Raw genomic sequence first — 25334 nt, forward strand, 5'->3', positions numbered from 1 at the left:
CGCCGCAACAACATGGAAAACGCAGATCCAGCACTGGCGCGGCTAAGCGGGCAGTGCCGGTTCGGTTGACAGGGAAATACCGGTGACAAAACTCGACAAAACCCTGCAAACCAACAGGTTACAGAGCCCTTTTGGCGGGGTCCGGCACGCGTTTGCCGGGTCAAAAGTCCGTCTTACGGCCGATTTCAGCGCCCCGTCGGGCGCTGGCGAGCGGCCACGCGCCCGGCTCAGCGCAGCATGAACGACATGGCGGACAGGCAGTTGAGCACCCGAACGGCCGCCTCCACGCTCGGCGCGACGTATTGCAGGGTGACACCGTCCACGCGTTCGAGCGTCGGCCACTGGCAGAACAGGTCGGCGAGCGCCGTGCTCTGGGCTTGCAGACGCACTTCGACCGGGGTTTCGACCTTGTACGTATGCCATTTGCGCGAGTCTTCGAGCGATGTCTTCGCCGCCTCCCGGATCAGCTCGCACGACTGTGACGGGCTGAGCGTCATGCCGCTGCCCTGCCCCCACGCCGCCTTCGTCTGCACGAAATGGGCGGAGGGGAAGATCAACTGCGTTTCTTCGCAGAAGACGTCATCGCCGCTGGCCATGACCATCGGCACGCCCCGCTCACCGGCGAGCGCCCCATACAGCATGGCCTCGCTCGCCTCCACGCCGCCCAGCCATACGCGGGCGAAGGCGAAGCTGTTGATCGTGTGCGCCAGAATGCCCGCGCTCTGGGCTTTGCCGTGATAGCCGATCATGAAAAGCGCGTCACACCCGGCTTCCACCCCGGCGACCATGCCGAGATAGCGCGGCTTGCCCAGCACCAGACGCGCGCGCGGATCGAGTTCGTCCGGCAACAGGTTACGAAAGCCGCCGTGCGAATCGTTGACCATCACTTCGGTCGCCCCGCCAGCGAAGGCACCTTCGACGGCGGCGTTGGCTTCGCGCGTCATCCAGCGGCGCGCGCGTTCGTACTCACCGTTACCGGCGCGTGTCTGTTCGGCGTGGAAGACGCCCGCGACGCCTTCGATATCGGTGGAGATCAGAATTCGCATAGTGTCGTGTCGATAGAGTCGTAAGGGGCTACGGGCGCGGCGCCATGCCGGCGCTGACGGGGCAGACGGTGGCGGCGCCCGATGGCAGCCTCCGGTTACAGCGCCGCCCAGTCGGGCAGCACGTCGGCGAGTGCGCGCCGCACATGACCGTCGCGCCCGAGTACGGACTCGGCCGCAAACAGCGCGTGCAGAATGGCCTGCTCGGTGGCGTCGGCCGTCGCCTGAAAAATGGGGTCGAGCAATGCGTCGGGGACCAGCGCCGCTGGCGCCACCCGTCCCATCGCGTCGTGACTTACGGTGTAGCCGGTGGTGAAAGCAAGGGCAACGTCGCCGCTGCCATGACCGTAGACGGAACCGGTGCGCGCCAGTCCGGCGCCGGTGCGCGTGGCGACACGGCGCAACTGCCGCGCGTCGAGCGGCGCATCGGTGGCCACGAGCATGATGATCGAGCCACGCTCGGGCGCCGCGCTTTGCTCGGGCTGTGCGAGGCGCTCGTCGAGCACCGGCCCGACGTGACGCCCGGCAATCGTCAACTGTGACGGGCGGCCGAAGTTTGAGAGCACCAGCACGCCGACCGTGAACGTGGCCCCGGCCGTTTCCACGACCCGCGACGCGGAGCCGATGCCGCCCTTCAGTCCGAAGCTGGACATGCCGCGTCCGGCGCCGACCGCGCCCTGCGCAAAGTCGGACGATGCGTTCGTCAGCGCCTGCGCGTAATCCGCTTCGGTAACCGTGAACGCCTGCATGTCGTTCAGATAACCGTCGTTACATTCGAACACCGTGGGGTTCAGCGAGGGAGCGCCCCGCCCGATGCCCGGATTCGCCGCTATGGCCGCGCGTAGCTGGCCGAGTACGACATGGCTGACGGAGAACGTGTTGGTGAGCGCCAGCGGCGCTTCGACGACGCCCAGTTCGTCGATCTGCATCAGACCCACGCTCTTGCCGAAGCCGTTGATGACCGCAGCACCCGCAGGGATCTTGGTGCGAAACGGATCCCACTGCGCGCTGGGCGCCGACGCTCCGGGGGCCGCGCCGCCGGGATCCATTGTCGTGGCGGGCGTCGGACAGACGACGGTGACGCCCGTTTGTACCGGCCCGTCGGCGAGCGTCACGTGTCCGACGAAAACACCCGGCACGTCCGAGATGGCATCGCGCGGCCCGGCGGGCAGCAGCCCGACGTGGGGGGCGCCGAACGAGGCTTCGCGAAAGTCTGACGGGGGGATCATTTCGCGCTCCTGCGGGGTCATCAATGCCGGTCGAGCTTCGGATCGAGCGCGTCGCGCAGGCCGTCGCCGAGCAGGTTGAAAGCGAGCACGGTCAGGAAAATGGCCAGGCTCGGGAAGATGGCGATGTGCGGCGCGTTGACCATGTCGGCGCGCGCTTCGTTGAGCATCGCGCCCCACTCCGGCGTAGGCGGTTGCGCGCCAAGCCCCAGGAACGACAGACTCGCCGCCGTGATGATCGACGTACCGATACGCATCGAGAAGTACACGACGATGGACGACACCGTGCCCGGCAGAATGTGCCGCATGATGATCGTCCAGTCCGACGCCCCAATGGAGCGCGCCGCCTCGATATACGTCAGATGCTTGAGCACCAGCGTGTTGCCGCGCACGAGCCGCGCGAACGCCGGAATCGAGAAAATAGCGACGGCCACGATCACGTTGATCATGCCGTTACCCAGCACGGCCACCACGCCGATGGCGAGCAGAATGCCCGGGAAGGCGAACAGCACGTCGGAGATACGCATGACGATGCGGTCCCACCAGCCTTCGTAGTAACCCGCCAGCAGGCCCAGCACCGTGCCGATCACCGCACCGAGGGCCACCGAGCCGAAGCCGGCGGCCAGCGAGATGCGCGTGCCCGCGAGCACACGGCTGAAGATGTCGCGTCCGAGCGAATCCACGCCGAACCAGTGCTTCGCTGACGGCCCGGCATTCAGGGCGTCGTAGTCGAAGAAGTTCTCCGGATCGAACGGCACGAGGTGCGGCGCGAGGATCGCAATGACGACCAGCACCAGCACGAAGGCGCCTGCGACCATCGCGATGTGCTGCTTCTTGAATTTGCGCCAGAATTCGCGCCACGGCGTGCGCACGCGATTGCCGCCGGCGGCCGCCGCAGTGGCCGTCGTCGGTTGGGTTGTCGGTTGGCTTGCGCTCATGATGCGTGCCTCACTTGTAGCGAATGGTCGGGTTGATGACGGCGTACAGCACGTCGACCACGAGGTTGATCAGAATGAACTCAAGCGAGAACAACAGCACCAGCGCCTGAATCACCGGATAGTCGCGCATCTCGACCGAGTCGATCAGCAGGCGTCCGAGTCCAGGCCAGTTGAATACCACCTCGACGACGATCGAGCCGCCGAGCAGGAAACCGAACTGCAACCCCATCATCGTGACGACGGGGATCATGGCGTTGCGCAGCGCATGCTTGAACACCACGCGCATTTCGTTGAGCCCCTTGGCGCGGGCCGTGCGCACGAAGTCTTCGTGCAGCACTTCGACGAACGCCGAGCGTGTGAAGCGGGCCATCACGGCGGCCACCGCCGCGCCCAGCGTAATCGAGGGCAGGATGTAGCTCTTCCACGAATCGGCGCCGATGGTCGGCAGCCAGCCGAGCTGCACCGAGAAAATCTGCATCAGCAACATGCCCAGCGCAAATGCGGGGAACGAGATGCCCGAGACCGCGAAAGTCATGCCGAGCCGGTCGGGCCAGCGGTTGCGCCAGACGGCAGACGCCACACCGAGCCCCATGCCGATCACCACCGACCAGATCATGCTCACCAGCGTGAGCCACAGCGTCGGCATGAAGCGGCTGGAGATTTCCTCCGAGACCGGTTGCTTGCTGCGCATCGACAGACCGAAGTCGCCGCGCACCGCGTGCGTGATGAAGGTCGTGAACTGGGTCAGCAGCGGCTTGTCGAGGCCGAGATCCTGACGCACCAGCGCCACGGTCGCCTCGTCCGCCTGCGGACCGGCCGCCAGACGCGCCGGATCGCCCGGCAACATGTGCACGAAGCCGAACACCAGCACCGCCACGATCAGCAGCGTGGGGATCAGGCCGAGCAGGCGTTTGAGAAAGTAATTGAGCATCGCAGTCTTGCCGAACGTCTTGCCTAAACCATGTCTTGCGGTAGACCGCGCCGTCGGCCGGAGCCGGCGGCGCGGGGAACATCACACTCGCAGGCCATCGCCGTCCCCCGACCATTGACGGGGGCGCGATGGGTCCGGCGATTACTTCATCGAGATATCGGTGAAGTTGAACGAGCCGTCAGGCATCGTGTACACGCCCGACAGGTTCTTGTTACGTGCGTACAGCAGCTTTTCCGTCACGAGGAACGCCCACGGCGCATCGTTCCAGATCTTCTGTTGGGCGTCCGTGTACAGCTTGGTCTTCTCTGCACGATCGGTCGTCAGCAGCGCCTTGTTGAAGTCGGCGTCAACGGCCTCGTTCTTGTAATAGGCGGTGTTGAAGAGCTTCGGCGGGAACGACTCCGAGCCCAGCAGCGGGCGCAGTGCCCAGTCGGCTTCGCCCGTCGACGACGACCAGCCCACGTAGTACATGCGCACCGGCGCCTTGTCGGGATCCGGGGCCGATTCGACCAGCTCGACACGCTGGCCGGCTTCAAGCGCGCGCACTTGCGCCTTGATGCCGACTTGCGCCAGTTGCTGCTGCACGAACTGGATCACCTTCTGTGCGGTGGTGTACGTGTAGGCCGACCACAGCGTGGTCTCGAAACCGTTCGGGTAACCGGCTTCCTTGAGCAGTTCCTTCGCCTTGGCCGGGTTATACGGCCACGGGCCGGTCTTGACCGCGTAGTCCACGCCCTTCGGCACCACACCGTCGGCCGGGGTGGCGTAGCCCGCGAAGGCCACCTTCACCAGCGCTTCCTTGTTGATGGCGTAGTTGATGGCCTGACGCACACGCACGTCGTCGAACGGCTTCTGCTTCGTGTTGAAGCTCACGTAGCGCTGGATGATCGACGGACCGGCGATCACGTCGACCTTGCCGCTGGCCTTCAGACCGTCGGCCTGCTCATACGGCACCGGGAAGGCAAAACCCGCTTCGCCCGTCTGCATGACGGCAGCGCGCGTGTTGTTGTCCACCACCGGCTTGAAGGTGATCGTGTCGACCTTCGGATAGCCCTTCTTCCAGTAGCCGTCGAACTTCTTCACCTTCACGTAATCGGTGCGGTTCCATTCGACGAACTCGAACGGGCCCGTGCCGACCGGGTGCGAGGCGATGTCCTTGCCGTACTTCTTCAGCGCTTCAGGCGAGATGATCACGGCCGACGGGTGCGCCAGCGTGTTGATGAACGGCGAGAACGCCTCCTTGAGCGTGAACTTCACCGTGTGCGCATCGACCGCTTCCGTCTTGGCGATTTCCTTGTACAAGTTGTAGCGCTTGAGCTTGTTGTCCGGGTTCGTCACGCGGTCGAAGTTCGCCTTCACGGCGGCAGCGTCGAAGGTCGTGCCGTCCTGGAACTTCACGCCGGACTTGAGCTTGATTGTGTAGACGAGGCCGTCCGGCGAGACCGTGTAGCTGTCGGCCAGCACGTTCACGAGCTTCATGTCCTTGTCGAAACCGAACATGCCTTCGTAGAACGACTTCGCGACCGCTTGCGACAGCGTGTCGTTGGCGTCGTACGGATCCATCGTCGTGAAGGTCGACTGCACGGCCATCACGACATCCTTGGCGGCGAACGCCGGGGCTGCACCGAACACGGCGGACGCCACAGCGACGGACGCGAGCGCGGTTTTCCAGCGAGCGCCCAACAAAACGTTTTTCGACATCTGTCTTTCTCCTTCTGGTCTGACGGGGTCGCCGCGGGCCAGTCCTTCGACTGCGCCACTTGGCGGGCATTATGGCTACAACGAGACGTGCAACTTGGGTACTGCCTGAAACTGCCGGGAACGCGAGTCCCCGGGGAATGCGAAATCCGGTGCCGGACGTAACGCCGACGGATCGGTCAATCGGCCCTCAATAAGCGCCGGCCACGCGATGACGCGCCACGAAGTGCCCCGCCCCGACTTCCACGAGCGGCTGCACCTGCGGTTCGTCGCCGATCGCGCGGATCGGGCTCGGAATCTCTTCCGTCAGCAACTCCCGCTTGGCGTGACGGCGCGCCGGATCGGCAATCGGCACCGCCGACATCAGCTTCTTCGTATAAGGATGCTGCGGGTTTTCGAAGATCGCGCGACGCGGACCGATCTCCACGATCTGCCCGAGGAACATCACCGCCACACGGTGGCTGATCCGCTCCACGACCGCCATGTCGTGCGAGATGAACAGGAACGCGATGCCGAACTCCTTTTGCAGGTCGAGCATCAGGTTGATGATCTGCGCCTGCACGGAGACGTCGAGCGCCGAGACGGATTCGTCGGCGATCACGACCTTCGGCTTGAGCGCCAGTGCGCGGGCGATGGCGATACGCTGACGCTGACCGCCCGAGAACTCATGCGGGTAGCGCTGCGCGTAATCGGCAGGCAGCCCCACACGTTCGAGCAGTTCGGCCACGCGCTTTTCGGCTTCCGCGCCGCTCGCCACGCCATGCACCAGCAGCGGCTCCATGATCGAGAACCCCACCGTCAGACGCGGGTCGAGCGAGGCAAACGGGTCCTGGAAGATGAACTGGATATCACGGCGCAGCGTCTGCAAGGCGCGACCGGCGAGATCGTGAATCGGCTTGCCGCCGAACTCGATGGAGCCGCCCTGACTGGCGACCAGACGCAGCAGCGCACGGCCGGTCGTCGACTTGCCGCAACCGGACTCGCCCACGAGGCCCAGCGTCTCGCCGGGATAGAGATCGAAACTCACCCGCTCGACGGCGTGCACGCGCTGCTTCACACGGCCAAAGAAACCGGACGGCACGTCGAAGCGCGCGACGAGATCCTTCACGCGCAGGATCGGACCGGCCTCCGTCTTGACCGTCGGTTGCGGGGTTTCGGCGACGGGTTTGGCATCCGCCGGGGCGTCGTAGCGCAGCAGCGGGAAGCGCGCCGGCAGGTCGGTACCCTGCATCGAACCGAGACGCGGCACTGCCGAGAGCAGCGCCTGCGTGTAGCGTTCGCGCGGGGCGGCGAAAATTTCCGCCGAGCGGCCCTCTTCCACCTTGTCGCCGCGATGCATCACGAGCACGCGGTCGGCAACTTCGGCCACCACCCCCATGTCGTGCGTGATGAACACGACGCCCATGCGCATTTCGTCTTGCAACGCACGAATCAGTTGCAGGATCTGTGCCTGAATCGTCACATCGAGCGCAGTGGTCGGCTCGTCGGCAATCAACAGGCCCGGCTTGCAGGACAGCGCCATGGCGATCATCACGCGCTGACGCATGCCGCCCGACAGTTGGTGCGGGAAACGACCGAGCACGCGCTTCGCTTCTGGAATTCGCACGAGTTCGAGCATGCGCAGCGCCTCGGCGCGCGCTGCGGCGACATCCTTGCCCTGATGCAGACGGATGGATTCGGCAATCTGCTCGCCCACCGGGAAAACCGGGTTGAGCGAGGTCATCGGCTCCTGGAAGATCATCGCCATGTCCGCGCCACGAATACTGCGCATGGTGCGGCCGCTGGCACGCGTGAGGTCGACGAGCTTGCCGTTGCGGCGGCGCATGACCATCGAGCCCTCGGTGATCCGCCCGCCGCCGTTCTCGACGAGACGCATGGCCGCGAGCGAGGTCACCGATTTGCCGGACCCCGATTCGCCCACGATGGCGAGCGTCTCGCCACGGTCGACATGGAAGGACAGATCGCGCACGGCCGTCACCACGCGCTCGGACGTCGCGAACTGCACGGTAATGCCGCTCACGTCGAGCACGCGCTCGTCGGGCAACGAAATCGTAGGGGTTGTCTTACGCTCAGCCACGCCTGTCCTCGCTAATCTTCACTTGCTGAATCTGGTACTGGTGCGCGCCGCCGGGATGGCCCGCGCCGTCTTGCCCGAGCATCCCGGGACGTTCGGTCTTACTCGTGAATGGCCGTCACCGGCGTTTCGCCCACACGGGCCACGCCGCGATACATCCCTTCGGTATTGAACGGCAGCGCCACGTTGCCTTGCGCATCCACCGCGATCAGACCACCACGGCCATTCACTCGCGGCAGACGATCCTGAATGACACGCTCGGCGGCGTCTTTCAACGAGAGCCCCGCGTAGGCCATCAATGCACCGACTTCGTAGCAGGCGACCGCACGAATGAACGCTTCGCCCGTGCCCGTCGCGGAGACGGCGGCTGTCGCGTCGTTGGCATAGCAGCCCGCGCCGATGAGCGGCGAATCGCCCACGCGGCCGACGGCCTTGTTCGTCATCCCGCCCGTCGATGTGGCCGCAGCAATGTGACCGTGCATATCGCAGGCAACCGCGCCGACCGTGCCGAACTTCGTGTCCGGGTCGATGGGCTCTTTCTTGAGCGGCATGTCGTGATCGAGCGAAACGGCTGCGCTGGCGAGCGCACGCTGCAACTGGGCGTAGCGCGCTTCGGTGAAGAAGTACTCGGGCTCGACCAGCTCGGCGCCGTTCGCCGCAGCGAACGCTTCGGCGCCTTCGCCCACAAGCAGGACGTGGGGGCTGTGTTCGAGCACCGACCGCGCCGCCAAAATCGGGTTGCGCACGCGATGGACGCAAGCGATGGCACCCGCGTCGAGCGTGGTGCCGTTCATGATCGCAGCGTCGAGTTCGTGCGTGCCTTCGTGCGTGAACACGGCGCCACGACCGGCATTAAAGCGCGGGCAATCTTCGAGATGACGCACGGCTTCGGTCACGGCGTCGAGCGCGGAGCCGCCGGCGGCGAGCACGGCCTGACCGGCGCGCAGCACGTCGGCCAATGCCTCGTGATACGCCTTGAGTTCTTCGGGCGACGTGTCGCGGCTGATCGTTCCGGCACCGCCGTGAATGGCGATGACGGCACGTTGGGCATGACTCATGAGGCTTTGTCCTTTCTTTCGTTGCCGCCTGTCACCGTGCCGGACGAGGTGCCGGTGCCAACACTGGTGGCGGCGGTGGCCGAGGTGGCGGAACGACCGGCGTTGCGGGGTGCCGCCGACGCGTTCGAATGATTCGGTAGATGCATGGGGCTCGCGGGGTTTGCGTGAGCCGAACCCGGCGTTCCCAGCGTGCTGGCGGTTGCTCCGACGATGGCGTCGGTCAGCGCGGTATCCCGCGACTCGGGAAGCGTTTTGTTGGCCGTTTTGGCCAGCGCCTGCGTCAGCGTGGCGCCCAGTGCCTCGGGGAGCGGGGTCGCGACGGCGGCGGTCTTCGTCGTGGCAGCGTTTGCGGTGCTTGCGGTGCGCTGTGATGCTGCGGCACGGCGCATCACCGGGCTTGCGGCGCCTGCCGGTGCATTGGCGGGCGCATTCGGCAGCGTCAACGACGCAGAGTCAAGCCACGGCAGCAGGAAGTCGGTCAGTTCGGTCGCGCGATCTACAGCGTGTTTGGCGCGTTGCGCAACGGCATCGCAAATGGCATCGATCATGGCCAGCACGCTCGCTTCGGAGTTGCTCGACAGGCGCGGTTTGCTCCGCACGAAGATCACGATGTCCCCCAAAGGCGCCAACGGCGACGTGGGGCTGTCGGTGAGCACCATCACGGACACGCCGCGACCACGCAGGCGGCGGCAGAGCGTCACGGTGTCGGAGACGTAGCGCGGGAAACCGAGTGCGATCACCAGATCGCCCTCGCGCAGCTTGAACAACTGACGTGCGGCATGCGTCGACCCGCCCGCCCCGACGACCGATTGCACGTTTTCGCAATACGGATCGAGGCCGTGGTGCAACAAGCCCGCGAGGTAGCCACTCGCGCCGAGGCCGAGCACGTAGATGCGATGCGCCTGCAAGATCGACTCGACGGCGCGCTCGCAGGTACCGGCATCGAGCGCCCGACGTGTCCAGTCCAGGTTCTCGATGGCCTGCGCCAACGACGCCGCCATCACATCGGCACTGGCGCTTGCCTGCGCCTTGCTCGTGCGCAGGCTCTCGATCGGCGCGAGCGTCGCTTCGTAACCGCGCACCATCGCAGCGCGGCATTGCGGATAGCCATCGAAGCCCAGCGCGCGGGCAAAGCGATTGACCGTCGCCAGCGAGACGCCGACCGCGTCGGCAAATTCGTCGATACGCATGGTGGCCGCACGAAACGTGTTGTCGAGCACGAACGCCGCCATGCGCTGTTGCGCAGGCGTCAGTTCGGGCATGGCTCGCACGATGCGCTCGGTGAGCGGCAAGTCGGCGGGCAACGAGTCGGCGTCAGTCATGGATCGCAGTCATCCTTCGGAGTGAAGGAAAGTATATTTTCATCAGCACCCCGTCAAAAGAAAAAAAATAGTTCAAATGCTGCCGAGCGATCTGCCATCGCCATCGCATTTCCCTTACACACCCCGCAAACCCCGTCAAAACAAGGGGGTTCGGTCCCCGTCGTACGCAAAAAACGGGCATACTAGGGGAAACCCGAATGCACGAACTTGCCGGAGGCTTTGCGATCCGATGCTGAAGTACGGTGACATCGCCCCGGTGTTTTTTTGCCCGGTCGACGAAGTCATTGGATGTCATTGATCAGACAGGCAGCAGATTCACTGGACAGCCACGCGAGAGTGGCGGGACCGCCTGGGGAGGCTAGGTCGGAGGCGAGTCGTAACGTGCAGTAAACATGGCGTAGTCAGGGGCTTACATCTGCCCCTTACCCTGACGACGTCGACGTGAAAGCTATTCGCCTCAAGGAGCCTGACCATGCTGAGTCCGCATGAAATCGCCACGCTGTTGCTGGCGGCCGCCTCGCTTGGCCCCATCGATGCCGATGCCCTCGAACCGCCCGATCTCGCCGCGCTGGAGCAAGCGCGTCTGGTGCATGTGGCGGTGGACGAGGGGCACACCAAAGTGAGCGTGACCGAAGACGGTCACCGAGTATTGCGTCGTCTGGGACTGGAACGCTCGGGCGGCGAGCGCGCGCAAGCGCCGCACCTGACGATCGCGCCAGCCCAACGCCCGCGGCTTGAGACCGCACGAATGGAAAGTGAGCGCTCGGTTGCCGATGTGGCAGCGTCCGCCACTGGAGGGCTAACTGTCGCTACGATGCAAATCGGCCGCGACGTATCGCGGCCGATCGATATGCAGCAGGCAGCATCGCTGCCTGCGGATGCTTCGGGGATTCGTTCCCCGGGAACGACGTCAGACCCGTCAGAGCATCGCGAAGAAGAGGCTTAAGCGCGCGAGCACGATCAGCAGAATCTGCATCAGCAGGAACAGCCCCAACGGCGACAGGTCGAAGCCGCCCACCATCGGGATGACGCGGCGAATGGGGCGCAGCAGCGGATCGAGCAGGTGCTGAAGAATCGGCATTGCGGTGGCACGCGGATTCACCCACGACAGCACCGCCATGAGCAGCGTCAGCCACATCACCAGATTGGCGCCCCACTTGGCCACCAGCACCAGCGCGACCAGCAAGCCACGCGGGAACACCGTGACCGGCGACACCCCGACCACCGCAGTGATCAGCACCAGATAGAGAATGGCGGCCAGCCATGCGCCGATCACGCACGCCCAGTCGATGCCGCCCACGCCCGGCACCACGCGCCGCAACGGCAACACGATCCAGTTGGTGAACTGAAACACCCCTTGGGAGAGAGGATTTCGCGGGGGCAGCCGGGTCGCCTGCATCCACACACGCAATAACAACAAAGCGCCGAATAGCGAGAAAACAAGATCTAGCAGCAGGCGGGCGATTTCGACGAGCATCTGGACTCCAACGGATTGTGCGGTGCCCCGCAAGATCGGCATTGTCGCATGCGTTTGCCCGAGTTCAATCCCTGTGTGTCGTCTTGTTGGCTTATCTCCCGAGGTCCTGCAACGGATGCGCGCCTTGCGGCCATGGACTCACGAAGAAGGCATCGACCTGAGCCGCCGGCACATCGGCGAGCGCGGCGTAGCGCCACCGGGGTTGCTTGTCCTTGTCGATCAGCAGTGCGCGAACGCCTTCGACGAAATCACCCGATGCGAACGCGTGATACCCCAACACCAACTCCATGCGAAAGGCATCGGCCAGATCCAGACGGCGACCTGTCTGCAATTGCCGGTCCGTGACGCACAGACTGAGCGGCGAGCGCTGGTTCAAGAGCGCGAGTGTCTCGGCAGACCATGCATTGTCGGTATCACTTCCTAGTGATGCCACGATGCCCGGCACGTCCAATGCGCTGAAGTGTCTGTCCAGCGTGGCTCTGACACGGGAGAGCGGCGCGGCGTCGGTCCACGTGCGGCCCAGCGGCACGAGGGCGGCGCGAAGCGATGCCAGCAGGTCGGCGGTATTTTGCGTGTTACCGCCCGCGATTCGCATGCCAGTGTGAGGCATCGAGCGATCCGCGCTGTCCGGCATGTCGTCCGGCCATTCGAAACGGTGCAACATCTCGCGCAATTGTGCCGGGGCATCGCCTTCCAGCCAGACGTCCGCCAGCCCGCAGTACAGCGCGTCGGCGGCCGTGATCGTCACCCCGGACAGTCCGAGGTATCGGGCGAGCGTGGGGGCCAGATGCCCAAGGAACCAACTGGCACCCACGTCAGGGAACAGTCCGATCCCGGTCTCAGGCATCGCCAACCGTGTCCGGTCGGTCACGATCCGCAACGCTGCGCCCTGTGCAATGCCCATGCCACCGCCCATGACAATGCCGTCGAGCAGTGCGATATACGGCTTCGGATATCGGTGAATCAGGTAATCGAGCCGGTATTCGTCGATGAAGAACGCCTGATGGTGATTCGCGTTGCTTATCCGGCTTTCGTACAGCGCGCGGACATCGCCACCGGCGCAAAACGCCTTCTCCCCTGCCCCTTCGACCAGCACCGCACGCACGGCAGGATCGTCGGCCCACGCATTGAGTTGCTGCCACATCGCGCGCACCATGCCATGCGTAATGGCATTAAGCGCCTTGGGACGATTGAGCGTGATCACCCCGAATCCGTTGATCACGTCGAACAGGACTTCGTCTCCGGCGTCGTGGGAATCTCGTACGTCGCGTGCGCTATGCCTGTCATGCGTGCTGCGTATATCGATACCGCTCTTTTGCAAGCTCACCCTATCTCCTCCTGATCGCAACGATCGGCCATCGTCAAACCGTGTGACCGCGCCATCAGTCCAGCGCGCGGGCAATGACTTGCCGCTGAATCTCGCTGGTGCCTTCGTAGATTTGCGTGATGCGCGCGTCGCGATAGTGACGCTCGACCGGGTAGTCTTCGAGGTAGCCATAGCCGCCATGGATCTGGATCGCGTGGGTACAGACCCACTCGGCCAGTTCGGAGGCAAAGAGCTTCGCCTGCGACGCTTCGGACAGGCACGGCAGCCCCTGTGTGCGAAGCGCCGCCGCGTGAAGAATCAGGAAGCGTGCCGCATTGATGCGCGTCGTCATGTCGGCCAGCATGTTCGCAATGCTCTGATGCTCCCGAATCGGTTTGCCGAACTGCTGACGCTCATTCGCATATTGCAGGGCGGCCTCGAACGCGGCCCGCGCCACACCGAGCGCGAGTGCCGCGATCCCGATGCGTCCACCTTCGAGATTGGACAACGCAATCTTCAGCCCCTGCCCCGGCTCACCGAGCATGGCCTCGTCACCGACCTCGCAATCAACGAGCGTGATCGGACACGTGTCCGACGCGCGGATGCCGAGCTTGTGTTCGGGATGCCCGACTTCGAAACCCGGCGTGTCCGTCGGTACGATGAATGCCGAAATACCGCGCTTGCCCGCCGCAGGGTCCGTGACGGCGAAAACGATGGCCACGGCGGCACGCTTGCCGTTCGTCACGAACTGCTTGTTACCGTTGAGCACCCACTTGTCGCCGCGACGCTCCGCGCGCGTTCGCAGGTTGTTGGCTTCCGACCCGGCCTGCGGCTCGGTCAGACAGAATGCGCCGATCTTCTTGCCGGCCGCCAGATCGGGCAACCAGCGCTCACGCTGTGCGTCCGTACCGAATTTCAGAATCGGCGCACACCCGACCGAGTTGTGGACGGACATCATCGTCGCCGTCGAGGCACAGCCCGCCGCAATCTCCTCCATCGCGAGCGCGTACGCCGTGTAGTCGGTGTAGGACCCGCCGTATTGCTCAGGCACCATCATGCCGAGCAGGCCGAGGTCGCCCATCTGCGCGACCATCGCGTCGGGCAGCGCGCACTCGCGATCCCATTGCGCAGCGTTCGGCGCCAACTGCTCGGAGGAAAACGCACGCGCCATGTCGCGGATCATGCGTTGGTCTTCGGTATAGAAATCCATATCTGTCTCCTGCGTCGTTATCTCGTCGCCCCCAATCTCGTCGAACCCGATCGGACACGTTAGGAATGCCCCGGCGAGCGTCGCCGACATCTGTGCCTGTCGATGGATCCAGTGTAGGGATCGCAGCGCGTTGGCACCATAGCCAAAAACGGCAAATTGGATGAGCAGAATTGCCATCGGAATCGTCTGTATTCCGATCAGGACAAACCCTTGCTGGTGCGGGCTGCGCCGTTCCCCCGATATCCGACAACGCGCCCGAGCACTCTGCTGCACCGCGAAATACCCTGTCTGCGGAGTGGATAAATCCCTCACGAACTCTGAACCGTTTGGACATTGCCTGCCGCCGACGCCCCGCATTAGGATGATTTTCACCCTTGCCCATGAGCGCCGCGTCCGATGTTCCTTATAGACGGCGCCGGGGAGCGGCCGACATCGCACGCCGAGTGCCCAATGCCTTTCGAGGCCATTGCATCATCGGCGCGCCGTCGGCCGGCATCCGACTACAGGAGACAACCCATGACTGCGGATTACGCCCAAGCCTACGAGGCGTTCGACCTCGACGCCACGGTACGCGCCACGCTCGACGGCAACCTCGACGCCATGAATGCCTGCGTCGAGTGCTGCGACCGTCATGCGCTTCCCGGGCGCATCGCCCTCTTCTGGGAGGGAAAAGACGGCACGAGCCAGACCTGGACATTCAAGCACTTGCAGGCGCTTTCCGCCCGTTTTGCCAACTTCCTCCGCGAACAGGGCGTGCAGCCGGGCGATCGCGTGAGCGGCCTGCTGCCGCGCACCCCGGAGTTGCTGATCACGATTCTCGGCACGTGGCGGGCAGGTGCGGTTTATCAACCGCTCTTCACCGCGTTCGGCCCGAAAGCCATCGAGCATCGTCTGCAAAGTGCCCAGAGCAAGCTCGTGATAACCGACGCCACGAACCGCAGCAAGCTCGACGAAGTGGAGCACTGCCCGCCGGTCGTGACCGTCAGCGGGCCACGCGGTGAAGGCGTACACCGCAGCGACTTCAGCTTCTGGCATGAAGTCGAACAACACGGCGCCGAGTTCGCGCCGGTCATGCGCCGTGCCGACGACCCTTTCCTGATGATGTTCACGTCCGGCACGACGGGCGCGGCAAAGCCGGTCGCGGTACCGCTGCGCGCGATCATGGCGTTCGTGGGCTACATGCGCGACGCGGTCGATCTGCGTCCGACCGATACGTTCTGGAACATCGCCGACCCGGGCTGGGCTTACGGCTTGTATTACGCGGTCACCGGGCCGCTCGCGATGGGCATTCCCACCACGTTCTATGACGGCCCGTTCAACGTCGAAAGCACCTATCGCATCATCAAGAAGCTCGGGATCACCAATCTGGCCGGATCGCCCACCGCGTTCCGTCTGCTGATCGCCGGTGGCGACAAGGCTGCCGCGCCGGTCAAAGGACAGTTGCGTGCCGTTTCCAGCGCAGGTGAGCCGCTCAACCCTGAAGTCATTCGCTGGTTCGCCGAGCATCTCGACGTGACCATCCATGACCATTACGGTCAGACGGAACTCGGCATGGTCGTGTGCAATCACCATGCGCTCGGCCATCCGATCCAAGCCGGTGCGGCGGGTTTTGCGTCTCCGGGTCATCGCGTCGTGGTGCTCGACGACGACGGTCGCGAGTGCGCCGTCGGCGAGCCCGGCGTGCTTGCGCTGGATCGTACCCAGTCGCCGCTGATGTGGTTCGGCGGCTACTGGGAACGGGAGACGCCGGCATTCGTGGGGAATTACTACCTCTCCGGCGACACGGTCGAGCGTAACGCCGACGGCAGCATCAGCTTCGTCGGCCGCAATGACGACGTGATTACCTCGTCGGGCTACCGCATCGGGCCGTTCGACGTCGAGAGCGCATTGATCGAGCATCCCGCCGTGATCGAGACGGCTGTGATCGGCAAGCCCGACCCGGAGCGTACGGAAATCGTCAAAGCGTTCGTCGTGCTGCATGCGCAGTTCGCGGCATCGGATGCCCTTGCTCGCGAATTGCAGGAACACGTTCGTCATCGTCTTTCCACGCACGCGTATCCGCGCGAAATCGAATTCGTGACCGAACTCCCCAAGACACCGAGCGGCAAGCTTCAGCGCTTCATCCTGCGTAATCAGGAAATCGCCAAAGCGGCGCCCACACCGGCGATCGCCGCCTGAGCACGCCCTCACTTTTATCGACTTTTCAGGACACGCCACTCATGCAAATCAAGGATCGCGTCTTTCTCGTCACCGGCGCATCGTCGGGTCTCGGTGCCGCCACGGCACGCATGCTCATCGACGCCGGCGCCCGGGTCGTGCTCGGCGACATCAACGCCGAAGCGGGGGCCGCTCAGGCCGATGCCCTGGGGGATGCCGCGCGCTTCGTCGCCACCGACATCACACGCGAAGACGATGTACAGCGTCTCGTCGACACGGCCAGGAGCGCCTTCGGCGGACTCAATGGCGTCGTCAATTGCGCAGGGCTTGTCATTGGGGAACGGATTCTCGGCAAGCAGGGGCCGCATCGCCTCGAGAGCTTCGCTCGCATCGTCAACGTCAATCTGATCGGTACGTTCAACGTGCTGCGCATTGCGGCATCGGCGATGGCAGAAGGCACGGCAGACGCCGAAGGCGAGCGCGGCGTGATCGTGAACACGGCGTCGGTCGCCGCGTTCGACGGGCAGATCGGACAGGCGGCCTACGCCGCATCGAAAGGCGGGGTGGCGGCACTGACGCTGCCTGCCGCGCGCGAGCTGGCACGTGTGGGCGTGCGCGTCGTGACGATTGCTCCGGGCATCTTCGAGACCCCGATGATGGCCGGCATGACGCCGGAAGTTCAGGCAGCGCTGGGGGCGTCGGTGCCGTTCCCGCCGCGTCTCGGACGCCCGTCCGAATATGCGGCGCTGGTGCGTCATATCGTCGAGAACACCATGATCAACGGCGAAGTCATTCGCCTCGACGGCGCGCTGCGCATGGCGCCTAAGTAAAGCCTCGCCGGCATCGACCGGCAAAGAAACCTTCACTGCGAACGACGTCGCCGCACCGCGCCGAGCGACGTCATCCGCGAATTCGGAATACGCCGATCCGCTTTTCGGACGGCACCGGAAGCGCCATCAGGGGCCGCACTGCTAGAATTCCTGCGTCCCCCTGCTACGGCTTTACACCGGTTCCGATTCGCGACGCATGGAAAAAGGCAGCATTTCGATACATTTCGTGATTAACGCATTGGCGCACGTCGAACGACTCGGCGGCGATCCGACGGCATTACTGCGTGCCGCCGACATTGCGCCCTCGCTGCTGACGCATCCGCAGGGCCGTGTGTCGGCCGATCGATATGCGCATCTGTGGCGGCTCATCAGTCTCGCGCTGGACGACGAATTCTTCGGTCAGGATTCGCGTCGCATGAAAGTGGGCAGCTTTGCGATGCTCTGTCACAGCGTCGTCGCGTGCCGCACGCTGGAGCAGGCATTGCAGCGCGCCTCGCGTTTCTTCGGCCTGCTGCTCGACGATCTGGAGATGCATCTGGTGCGCGACGGCGCCCTCGCCCGGCTGGAAGTCCATGAGCGCGCAGACGCACAAGCCCCGCGCATCTTCGGTCATGAAACGCTACTGATCCTGTTCTATGCACTCACTTGCTGGCTGATCGCGCGACGCGTCACGCTGAGCACGGCGTACTTCGCGTTCGAGGAACCGGTGTATAGCGACGAGTACCGCACGATGTATTCGGCACGACTGGTCTTCAATGCCGATCGCACCGCCATCGAATTCGACTCGGCGTGTCTTGATTTGCCTGTCGTGCAGAACGAAGTCAGCGTGAAGGACTTCCTGCGCGCTGCGCCCGGCAACATCATCCTCAAGTACAAGAACACGAAGGGGATGGTGGCGCGTGTGCGTCGACGTCTGAAAACCATGCCGACGGATAGCTGGCCGGCGTTCGAAACGCTGGCGGGTGAATTCCACACCACGCCGTCGACGTTGCGTCGACGGCTTGAGGATGAGGGCCAATCGTATCAGTCGATCAAGGACCAGTTGCGACGCGATCTTGCCATTCACGCGTTGTGTCACACGTCGAAGCCGATGCTGGAAATCGCCCTGTCGTTGGGATTCGCGGACCCCAGTGCCTTCTTCCGTGCATTCCGGAAATGGACGGGAGCGCGGCCCGGCGATTACCGACGTCAGGCCGCGGAAGCCTGACACCGGTCTCACGGCAATCGTTGCGCGGCGGTCCTTCGACTGCGACCCGCCGCTGCAACTCAGGCCGTCCGCGCTTTGGCGCCGACGGCGCTGCGCTCGTCATCGTCGTCATCGAGTTCGATACGTTTGACTTCGCCGAGCAGTAACAGATAGCACAGCACGCCGGCAATCGCGAAGAGACTGATGAGGCCGAGCGCCCAACCGAACGAGCCCGTCGCTTTCACGATGAAGCCGATCGCGATGGGGGTGATGATGCCCGAGAGGTTACCGGCGAAGTTCACCGCGCCCCCCGTGATCCCGACCATGCCTTTCGGCGCGATGTCCGCGACAAGCGACCACGACGCCGACGCCACGCCTTGCGCAAAGAAGGCGAACGACATGATGGCGATGACGAGCCAGTTGGCATCGGTGAGCACGGTAAGCGACATCGTCGGCACGAGCAGCAGGCCGGTGACGATCGGCGTCTTGCGCGCCGTGCCGACCGCGACACCTCGGCGCAGCAGCCAGTCCGAGAGCAAACCGCCGCAGACCACCCCGATGGAGGCGGCCACGAACGGCACCGACGTCATGCCCCCCGCCTTGAGCACCGTCATGTGACGCTCGGTGATCAGATAGGTCGGGAACCACGTCAGGAAAAAGTAAAGCGACGACAGCGAGGCGAACTTACCCACGCAGATCGCGATGATCTGACGATTGCGGAACAACGCCAGCAGCTTGCGCCACGGAAACTTTTGTGACGTCGCCAGTTCTTGCGACTTCGCTTCGACGAGCGCTCCGCCGCTGCGAATATGGTCAAGCTCGGCAGCGTTCACCCACCGACACTTATCCGGATCGCGATACCCCGCGAACCACACGCCGGCCCAGACGATGCCAAGCAAGCCCGTCGCATAGAAAATCTCACGCCAGCCCCAGGTATGGGCAATCCAGAACAGCACCGGCGTGAGCGCGGCCATACCGATGTACTGACCGACGAGATAGACGCTGGTCGCAACACCTCGCTCACGCTGCGCAAACCAGATCGAAACGACGCGATTGTTCACCGGGAACGTCGGCGCTTCGGCCACGCCGACGCCCAGACGCATACCAAACAGCGTGGCGAAGCGCGAGGTGAAGCCCTGCATAAAGGTGAGTACCGACCAACTGAGGATGGCCACACCATAGATGGCGCGCGTGCCGAAGCGGTCGATGACCCAGCCGCCGGGGATGTTCGCGATCACATACGTCCACGCGTATGCAGAAAAAATGAAGCCCAGCTCGACAGGGCCGAGACCGAACTCCTGCTTGAGCATCGGGGCCGCGACCGAGAGATTGGCGCGGTCCACGTAGTTAATGACCGTACCGACGAAGACCAGAAAAAGCATCCAGTAGCGCACCCGCGACGGGCGCTGCGGGGACGAAGACGAAGGGGGCAGAGGAACTGACATATTGCATCTCGTAATGTGCGGCGGCGCCTCAGGGTCGCCACCGAAAACCGGCCATCACCGACATCGACGGGGCCGTCTGTGACATTGGCCCCCGTGAGTTGGCGACTTAAAAGCTGTGATACATCCCAACGCGCAGCAACATCTGGTCGTGGTTGCTCGACGCACCGATCGGATACGACGCGGCGTGGTTATTACCCGTTGCGGCGATATACGTCACTTGCGCCTGCAATTGCGTACGTTTCGAGAACGAATACAGGTCGCCCGCTTCGATCTGGTTGTAGTGCGTGTGATTGAACGACGAATACGAATAGCCGAGCGTGAGCGCGTTCGCCTCCGTCACGCGGTACTCCGTGCCGACGTCGTAGTTGAACATGTTGCCCGAGCCGCCGGGTGCGCGGACTTCGCTGCGGGTGTAGAGCGCGTGCACGTTCCAGCGCGACGAGAGACGATACGAAGCGCCGATACCGGTGTTGTTCACGGCGTCCGACTGGAAAAGCTTCGCGGTGGAAAGTGCCGACTGGCCGAAGAGTGACGAAATGCCGAGACGCGAAGAAAAATCGAACGTCCGCTTGTTGATGCTCACGTAAGTGGCGGCAACCGACAGCGGTCCATTGTCGTACTTCACGTAGCCACCGACCGTGCGGCCCTGCGCGTTCCCGCCGGCGAAGCCGTACATCAGGCCACCGGTCAGACCGTGAAAGCTCGTGCTGTTCCACTTCACGGCATTGTCGATCTGCGACGAATTCGCCAGATTGTCGAGGTTGCCCGGGTGATAGGCATAGAGATTGTGTTGCCAGAAGCCGTTCGAATAGCGAATCGAGACATCCTGCATGAAGTCTGTCTGGTGACCGATCGACACCGTGCCGAAGCGATCGCTCGCCAGCCCGACCCAGGCCTGACGATTCCACTCCACGCCGCTATTGATCAGCGCGCCGGAGCTGGTGTTGAAACCCTGTTCCAGTTGAAAAACGGCTGCGAGACCGCCGCCGAGGTCCTCGCGTCCCTTAAGACCAAAGCGATCAGGTTGCCCGATACCCGCGTCCATCTTGAACAGACGGCCACCGCCCTGATTGCTCACATAAGTGAGGCCGTCGTCGACCGTCCCGTAAATCTGCAACGAATCGCCTGCGGCATGTGCTGCGCCAGCGCATGCGAGACCTGCCAGACCGACCATAAAGCCGGTGGCGCGCTTACTGCGTCTCTTCACCATCCACCCCTGTTATGCGTCCTGATGCTTCGGGGCTATGTCGCCCCTTTGCCGGCAAGGTCGGTGTCCATCATGACGTCCCGGCCGAAGCATCGTTATTGTCTTACCTATGAAACAACGATTAATAGGTGAGACAATTATGGCGAAGTGATTTCAGTGAGACAAGCAGAAAATAAGTAAATGCTTATTGACGTTGCGCAGATGCTAATGACAAAGGTGTCGCCCGTCTGCGAAAAAAATTGAAGACGAGTTCGATCCCCGAGGCCGACAGCATTCGCTAACAGACGAGTGGCAAGGCAACACACCCGAACCGCGTGACGAAGCAAGCGACAGAATCGGCCGGGCATATGAGTGGCGGCGATAGTCGGCCCCCTGACGCAGCGACTTAAGGTAGTGGAGCGGAGTCAGGGGGCCGGCTATCGGCGCTGCCCGGAGGCAAAGAGAGGACAGCGAGGGTATAAGACAGCGGGGGTTAAAAATCAGCAGACCGCAAAAACTCAGCTCAAAACCCCAACCCGCTCAGCCCGATAGTTGAGCTTATGGGAAAGCTCATCGGCAGCAGATACCACTTTCTCGATGATCCCGTTCTCGAGCAGATCGGCTTCCACGCGCGCCTGCGGAATCGTCACGCTGATGACGGCGGCGATCTGGCCGCGATGGTTACGCACCGGGGCGGCAATCGTCGAAATGTTCTGCTCGAAGAAGGCCTGACTCATGCTGTAGCCTCGGGCGATGTCCTCCTGCACCACCCGGTGCAGCGCGTCCACCGTCGTCGGCGTATGTGCAGTGAACGCTTCGAGCTTACGTTCCGGATAAAGCTGTTTGAGCGAAGGCAGCGAATAGTCGCCGAGCAGGATATGACCCACGGCCGTCGCATGGGCGGGCAGACGCGTGCCCACACGCACCGTGCCGAACACCAGTTCGCGGCTTGCCGCCTTGGCGACGAACACCGCGTCGCGCTGATCGAGAATCAGAATATGGCTCGAAAAACCCGTCGCATCGCGCAGCTTCTCGATCACCGGCGTGCCGAGATCCGTGAGTTCGAGCGAGTTCAGATATTCGAAACCGAGGCGCAGCACCGCTACACCAAGCCGATAGTGACGATCATCGCCCGCCTTCTCGATGAAGCCTTCCGCTTCAAGCGTTTGCAGCAAGCGAAAAACCGTCGAGCGCGGAATATCCAGACGCCGCGCCAGGTCCGCCCCGGCCAGCACCGGCTCGCGCGCCGAGAACGTCATGAGAATGCGCAGGCCGCGCTCAAGGCCCGGAACCGAGTATTTGTTATCGCTGTCGTTGCTCATGCCGTTTGCGCACAATGGCGCCGACCGGTGTGCGGCGGGTCCGCGCAGCCGATAGACGATATTCATGGAAGGCGCACATTATAGGCTACGGTCCCGCTACCCGACCATGACGGAAGACCATGACTCGACCGGGCCACTTCACCGAAAAAACTTTCTCACCTCACGAGAGCCGGTTGCGCCGATGTCAATGTTCGGTTGCGACAGGTTGCGCCCATTCTCGCGACACAGTGCCCTATCGGAGCGCAGGCTGGCACTCATCTTGGGCAGGCGGCCTGACAATTCGCGCCGTTCCGGCGCCCTTCGCCTTCGGCGCCCCCCATGCACCGCAATGGGGGTAATTCCGAAGCGCGTCGACCCCCGCTTTTTGTCATCATTGCGCCTGCAAGCTTGACAAGCTGGCGCATGTGGAGCGAGACACCCTGGCCGGGGCCGAGAACAATAAACGATCCGGACTGGCCAAAAGGCACGTATTCCTTTTCTCCTGACGCTTTTGCGATTGCCTATCCCAATAGCCACTCAGGAGCTGCGCCCACCTGCCAAGTGGGCGTTTTTTTGCTGGTCAAACGCTCCCTTCGCAGTGTGGTTCGACCCGCCCGCGGAGTTCTTCACAAGAGAACCCGATGTCCTGGCATGCTTGTTGCTTGTATTTCCAGCATCGGGGATCGACGCCGCCTTGGCCGAGTTTTGACGATAAGTCCGCACCAGATTGCACCGGTACGGACCAGATCGCGAAGCCCGGACTCGCCCCCTGCGGCGCCTCCGTTTGTTTTGGGTCGAGGTGTTATGTTTAATGAACTGAGCGACGTTGAATGGCACGCCCTGCGTGATCTGATTTGCGACCGACCGGTCCGTACGGAACGACGCGGACGCCCTCAAGTCGAGCAGCGCACGCTGACCAATGCTGTCTTGTGGGTGCTGTTCACTGGCGAGAGCTGGTCCAAGCTGCCCATGCAGTACCCCTCCGTGCCGACCTGCCGTCGCAAACTGAACGAATGGCGCGAATCGGGCATGCTCGATACGATCTTGAAACGCCTGCAACAATCGGGCCGCGATATCAGCGCCTGTGCAGGTCAAATCAGCAAGCCGGCTCGCAGCACGCCGTGTGGCGATACCGATCGCCTGCGTGGTGTGTTCTGGACGAATCCGGCTTCGTGGAAGCCGCCGGTTGCCATGCGCTGATAGCAGGTGTGCTGACCCGCACACCGGCCCACGCAAGTCTACCGATGCAAGGATTCCGGTCGACAGGAAGGCTGCGCAATGCTCGCAGCACCGTCGTCAAGGAATCACGGGGTTAGCCAGATAAGCAGTCAAAGCAGTCTGCAAGTCGTCGACAGACGATATCTAGGCGAGATGTGGCCGGGCGGTCCATCTCGCGAATTGTGCCTCGCGACATGCCCGATGTGTCGCGTCAGGCAAGCGCTGCGCGTACCGCTTCGGCAATGGCCAACGATGCCGTAAGACCCGGCGACTCGATGCCGAACAGGTTCACGAGTCCCGCCACGCCATGCACGGCAGGCCCATCGATACGAAAATCCGCTGCCGGCTCGCCCGGTCCGCTGATCTTTGGACGAATCCCCGCATAGCCCGGTTGCAATGCGCCGTCCGCCAACGTCGGCCAATAGCGTCGCACCGCCGCGTAAAAGCCATCGCCATCCGACGGGTTCACCGTGTAGTCGATATCGTCGACCCATTCGACGTTCGGCCCGAAACGCGCCTGCCCGCCCAGATCCAGCGTCAGATGCACGCCCAGTCCGCCCGGCTCCGGCACGGGATAGATCAGATGCGTGAACGGCGCTCGCTGCGCACAGGTGAAGTAACTGCCCTTGGCGTAATAGCGCTGGGGAATGTGTTCGGACGGCAGCCCCTCGAATCGCCGCGCAATGTCCACCGCGTGGAGCCCTGCGCTGTTGATGACGGTAGCCGCGAGCAACGTCGACGTGACGCCATCGGTTTCGACGTCCAGTTCGATGCCGTCCGGGCCACCCACGCGGGCGCCGGTGACACGTGCGTCGAAGGCCAGCATCGCGCCGGCGTTCTCGGCGTCACCCTGCAACGCCAGCATGAGACCGTGACTGTCGACAATGCCCGTTGACGGTGAGAGTAATGCACCAAATGTGTGCAAATCAGGTTCGAGTTGCGCCACTTCCCCGGCGCTGAGCCAGCGAAGATCGTCGACGCCACTCGCACGCGCGTTAGCGGCGATGGCCTCCAGCTCGCCGACCTGATGATCGGTCGTCGCCACGATCAGCTTGCCGCATCGACGATGCTCCACGCCGTGCGACGCACAGAACTCATACAGCCGGCGCTTGCCCTCGACGCACAGCGTCGCCTTGCGCGAGCCAGGCGGATAGTAGATGCCGCCGTGAATGACTTCGCTGTTGCGCGAACTCGTGCCGGTGCCGATGGCGCGCTCGGACTCCAGGACGACGACCTCGCGTCCGGCCTGCGCCATCGCACGCGCGACGGCCAATCCCACCACGCCTGCGCCGATCACGACGCAATCGACTTTGTCCATCGCTGTTCCCTGTTTGCCGTTCGAGAATGCCCGATTCGTATGAAGACGAGAAGGGACGCTTGCGGTAGCCCCTGCCCCATCCTCATGCGAATCGACCGCCAGTCGATGACAGACTGGCGGAGGTACTGCGACCGATGTCAACCGAAGGACCGGACGACGGGATCGACTCCCGTTGCCCGGACTTGCAAGCTGACGTCGGATGCTTACAGCGCGCCCGTGAGTTCCGGCACGACGGTGAACAGATCGCCCACCAGACCGTAATCGGCCACCGAGAAAATCGGTGCTTCCGGATCCTTGTTGATCGCCACGATCACCTTCGAATCCTTCATCCCGGCCAGGTGCTGAATCGCCCCCGAGATGCCCACCGCCACGTACAACTGCGGTGCGACGATCTTGCCCGTCTGACCCAC

The 25334-nt window shown here is 63.5% G+C and carries 21 protein-coding genes; 5 read left to right on the forward strand and 16 right to left on the reverse strand.

The genetic code is table 11. The annotated features are described in order from the left end of the window. Window positions 1-227 precede the first annotated feature (227 nt). The 8 genes from A9762_RS18305 to A9762_RS18340 all read right to left on the reverse strand — a co-directional run bounded on the left by A9762_RS18305 (window position 228) and on the right by A9762_RS18340 (window position 10290). The gene (locus tag A9762_RS18305; RefSeq protein ID WP_069343447.1) at window positions 228-1046 is read right to left on the reverse strand and encodes a M55 family metallopeptidase; all 819 of its coding nucleotides are present in this window, start codon (window positions 1044-1046) and stop codon (window positions 228-230) included. A 95-nt stretch (window positions 1047-1141) separates the two neighbouring features. Continuing rightward, the gene (locus tag A9762_RS18310) at window positions 1142-2272 is read right to left on the reverse strand and encodes a P1 family peptidase (protein ID WP_069343464.1); all 1131 of its coding nucleotides are present in this window, start codon (window positions 2270-2272) and stop codon (window positions 1142-1144) included. Between the two features lie 20 nt (window positions 2273-2292). Beyond that, the gene (gene gsiD, locus A9762_RS18315; protein WP_083254064.1) at window positions 2293-3207 is read right to left on the reverse strand and encodes a glutathione ABC transporter permease GsiD; all 915 of its coding nucleotides are present in this window, start codon (window positions 3205-3207) and stop codon (window positions 2293-2295) included. 10 nt (window positions 3208-3217) lie between these two features. Further along, entirely contained in the window at window positions 3218-4138 is a 921-nt protein-coding gene (gene gsiC / locus A9762_RS18320; protein ID WP_069343448.1) for a glutathione ABC transporter permease GsiC, read from the reverse strand. A 141-nt stretch (window positions 4139-4279) separates the two neighbouring features. Further along, on the reverse strand, window positions 4280-5839 hold the full coding sequence (gsiB, locus tag A9762_RS18325) for a glutathione ABC transporter substrate-binding protein GsiB (RefSeq protein ID WP_069343449.1): 1560 nt from the start codon (window positions 5837-5839) through the stop codon (window positions 4280-4282). 187 nt (window positions 5840-6026) lie between these two features. Beyond that, on the reverse strand, window positions 6027-7913 hold the full coding sequence (locus A9762_RS18330; protein ID WP_069343450.1) for a dipeptide ABC transporter ATP-binding protein: 1887 nt from the start codon (window positions 7911-7913) through the stop codon (window positions 6027-6029). A 98-nt stretch (window positions 7914-8011) separates the two neighbouring features. Beyond that, on the reverse strand, window positions 8012-8968 hold the full coding sequence (locus A9762_RS18335) for an isoaspartyl peptidase/L-asparaginase family protein (protein ID WP_069343451.1): 957 nt from the start codon (window positions 8966-8968) through the stop codon (window positions 8012-8014). Further along, window positions 8965-10290, reverse strand: coding sequence for a MurR/RpiR family transcriptional regulator (locus tag A9762_RS18340; protein WP_371443113.1), 1326 nt, complete (start codon window positions 10288-10290; stop codon window positions 8965-8967). Before A9762_RS18340 ends, A9762_RS18335 begins: the two co-directional genes overlap by 4 nt. A 472-nt stretch (window positions 10291-10762) precedes the next feature. Here A9762_RS18340 and A9762_RS29105 point away from each other — a divergent pair, with 472 nt between their 5' ends. Continuing rightward, window positions 10763-11236 (forward strand): hypothetical protein, encoded by a 474-nt coding sequence (locus A9762_RS29105; protein WP_069343452.1) that lies wholly within the window; start codon window positions 10763-10765, stop codon window positions 11234-11236. On the opposite strand, the gene A9762_RS18350 is transcribed toward A9762_RS29105, so the two are convergent. The 3 genes from A9762_RS18350 to A9762_RS18360 all read right to left on the reverse strand — a co-directional run bounded on the left by A9762_RS18350 (window position 11210) and on the right by A9762_RS18360 (window position 14283). Beyond that, window positions 11210-11767, reverse strand: coding sequence for a YggT family protein (locus A9762_RS18350; protein ID WP_069343453.1), 558 nt, complete (start codon window positions 11765-11767; stop codon window positions 11210-11212). The two genes, A9762_RS29105 and A9762_RS18350, sit on opposite strands and share 27 nt — an antisense overlap. 91 nt (window positions 11768-11858) lie before the next feature. Further along, window positions 11859-13094 (reverse strand): enoyl-CoA hydratase/isomerase family protein, encoded by a 1236-nt coding sequence (locus tag A9762_RS18355; RefSeq protein ID WP_240493621.1) that lies wholly within the window; start codon window positions 13092-13094, stop codon window positions 11859-11861. A gap of 55 nt (window positions 13095-13149) precedes the next feature. Further along, the gene (locus A9762_RS18360; RefSeq protein WP_069343467.1) at window positions 13150-14283 is read right to left on the reverse strand and encodes an acyl-CoA dehydrogenase; all 1134 of its coding nucleotides are present in this window, start codon (window positions 14281-14283) and stop codon (window positions 13150-13152) included. Between the two features lie 516 nt (window positions 14284-14799). Here A9762_RS18360 and A9762_RS18365 point away from each other — a divergent pair. The 3 genes from A9762_RS18365 to A9762_RS18375 all read left to right on the forward strand — a co-directional run bounded on the left by A9762_RS18365 (window position 14800) and on the right by A9762_RS18375 (window position 18477). Next, complete coding sequence (locus A9762_RS18365) at window positions 14800-16461, forward strand: acyl-CoA synthetase (RefSeq protein ID WP_069343454.1); 1662 nt, start codon at window positions 14800-14802, stop codon at window positions 16459-16461. 41 nt (window positions 16462-16502) lie between these two features. Continuing rightward, on the forward strand, window positions 16503-17270 hold the full coding sequence (locus A9762_RS18370) for an SDR family NAD(P)-dependent oxidoreductase (protein ID WP_069343455.1): 768 nt from the start codon (window positions 16503-16505) through the stop codon (window positions 17268-17270). Between the two features lie 196 nt (window positions 17271-17466). After that, entirely contained in the window at window positions 17467-18477 is a 1011-nt protein-coding gene (locus tag A9762_RS18375) for an AraC family transcriptional regulator (RefSeq protein WP_069343456.1), read from the forward strand. A gap of 59 nt (window positions 18478-18536) precedes the next feature. On the opposite strand, the gene A9762_RS18380 is transcribed toward A9762_RS18375, so the two are convergent. From A9762_RS18380 to A9762_RS18390, 3 genes are all read right to left on the reverse strand, one after another. Beyond that, window positions 18537-19901 carry an MFS transporter gene (locus A9762_RS18380; protein WP_069343457.1) on the reverse strand — a complete coding sequence of 455 codons (1365 nt, stop codon included), beginning with the start codon at window positions 19899-19901 and terminating at the stop codon, window positions 18537-18539. 106 nt (window positions 19902-20007) lie between these two features. Next, window positions 20008-21108: a porin gene (locus tag A9762_RS18385; protein WP_170836275.1), complete on the reverse strand. Its 1101-nt coding sequence runs from the start codon at window positions 21106-21108 to the stop codon at window positions 20008-20010. A 497-nt stretch (window positions 21109-21605) separates the two neighbouring features. Beyond that, window positions 21606-22409, reverse strand: coding sequence for an IclR family transcriptional regulator (locus tag A9762_RS18390; protein WP_069343469.1), 804 nt, complete (start codon window positions 22407-22409; stop codon window positions 21606-21608). A gap of 783 nt (window positions 22410-23192) precedes the next feature. Here A9762_RS18390 and A9762_RS28950 point away from each other — a divergent pair. Continuing rightward, on the forward strand, window positions 23193-23588 hold the full coding sequence (locus A9762_RS28950; RefSeq protein ID WP_069343458.1) for a transposase: 396 nt from the start codon (window positions 23193-23195) through the stop codon (window positions 23586-23588). 229 nt (window positions 23589-23817) lie between these two features. Here the strand turns inward: A9762_RS28950 and A9762_RS18400 are convergent, their stop codons facing one another. Both A9762_RS18400 and A9762_RS18405 read right to left on the reverse strand, forming a co-directional pair. Continuing rightward, window positions 23818-24924, reverse strand: coding sequence for an NAD(P)/FAD-dependent oxidoreductase (locus A9762_RS18400; protein ID WP_069343459.1), 1107 nt, complete (start codon window positions 24922-24924; stop codon window positions 23818-23820). Window positions 24925-25127: 203 nt separating this feature from the next. Beyond that, window positions 25128-25334 (reverse strand): electron transfer flavoprotein subunit alpha/FixB family protein (locus tag A9762_RS18405; protein WP_206093596.1); only part of this gene is annotated, 207 nt, incomplete at its 5' end.

Source organism: Pandoraea sp. ISTKB (assembly GCF_001721285.1).
In the GTDB taxonomy this organism is placed as follows: Bacteria; Pseudomonadota; Gammaproteobacteria; order Burkholderiales; family Burkholderiaceae; genus Pandoraea; species Pandoraea capi.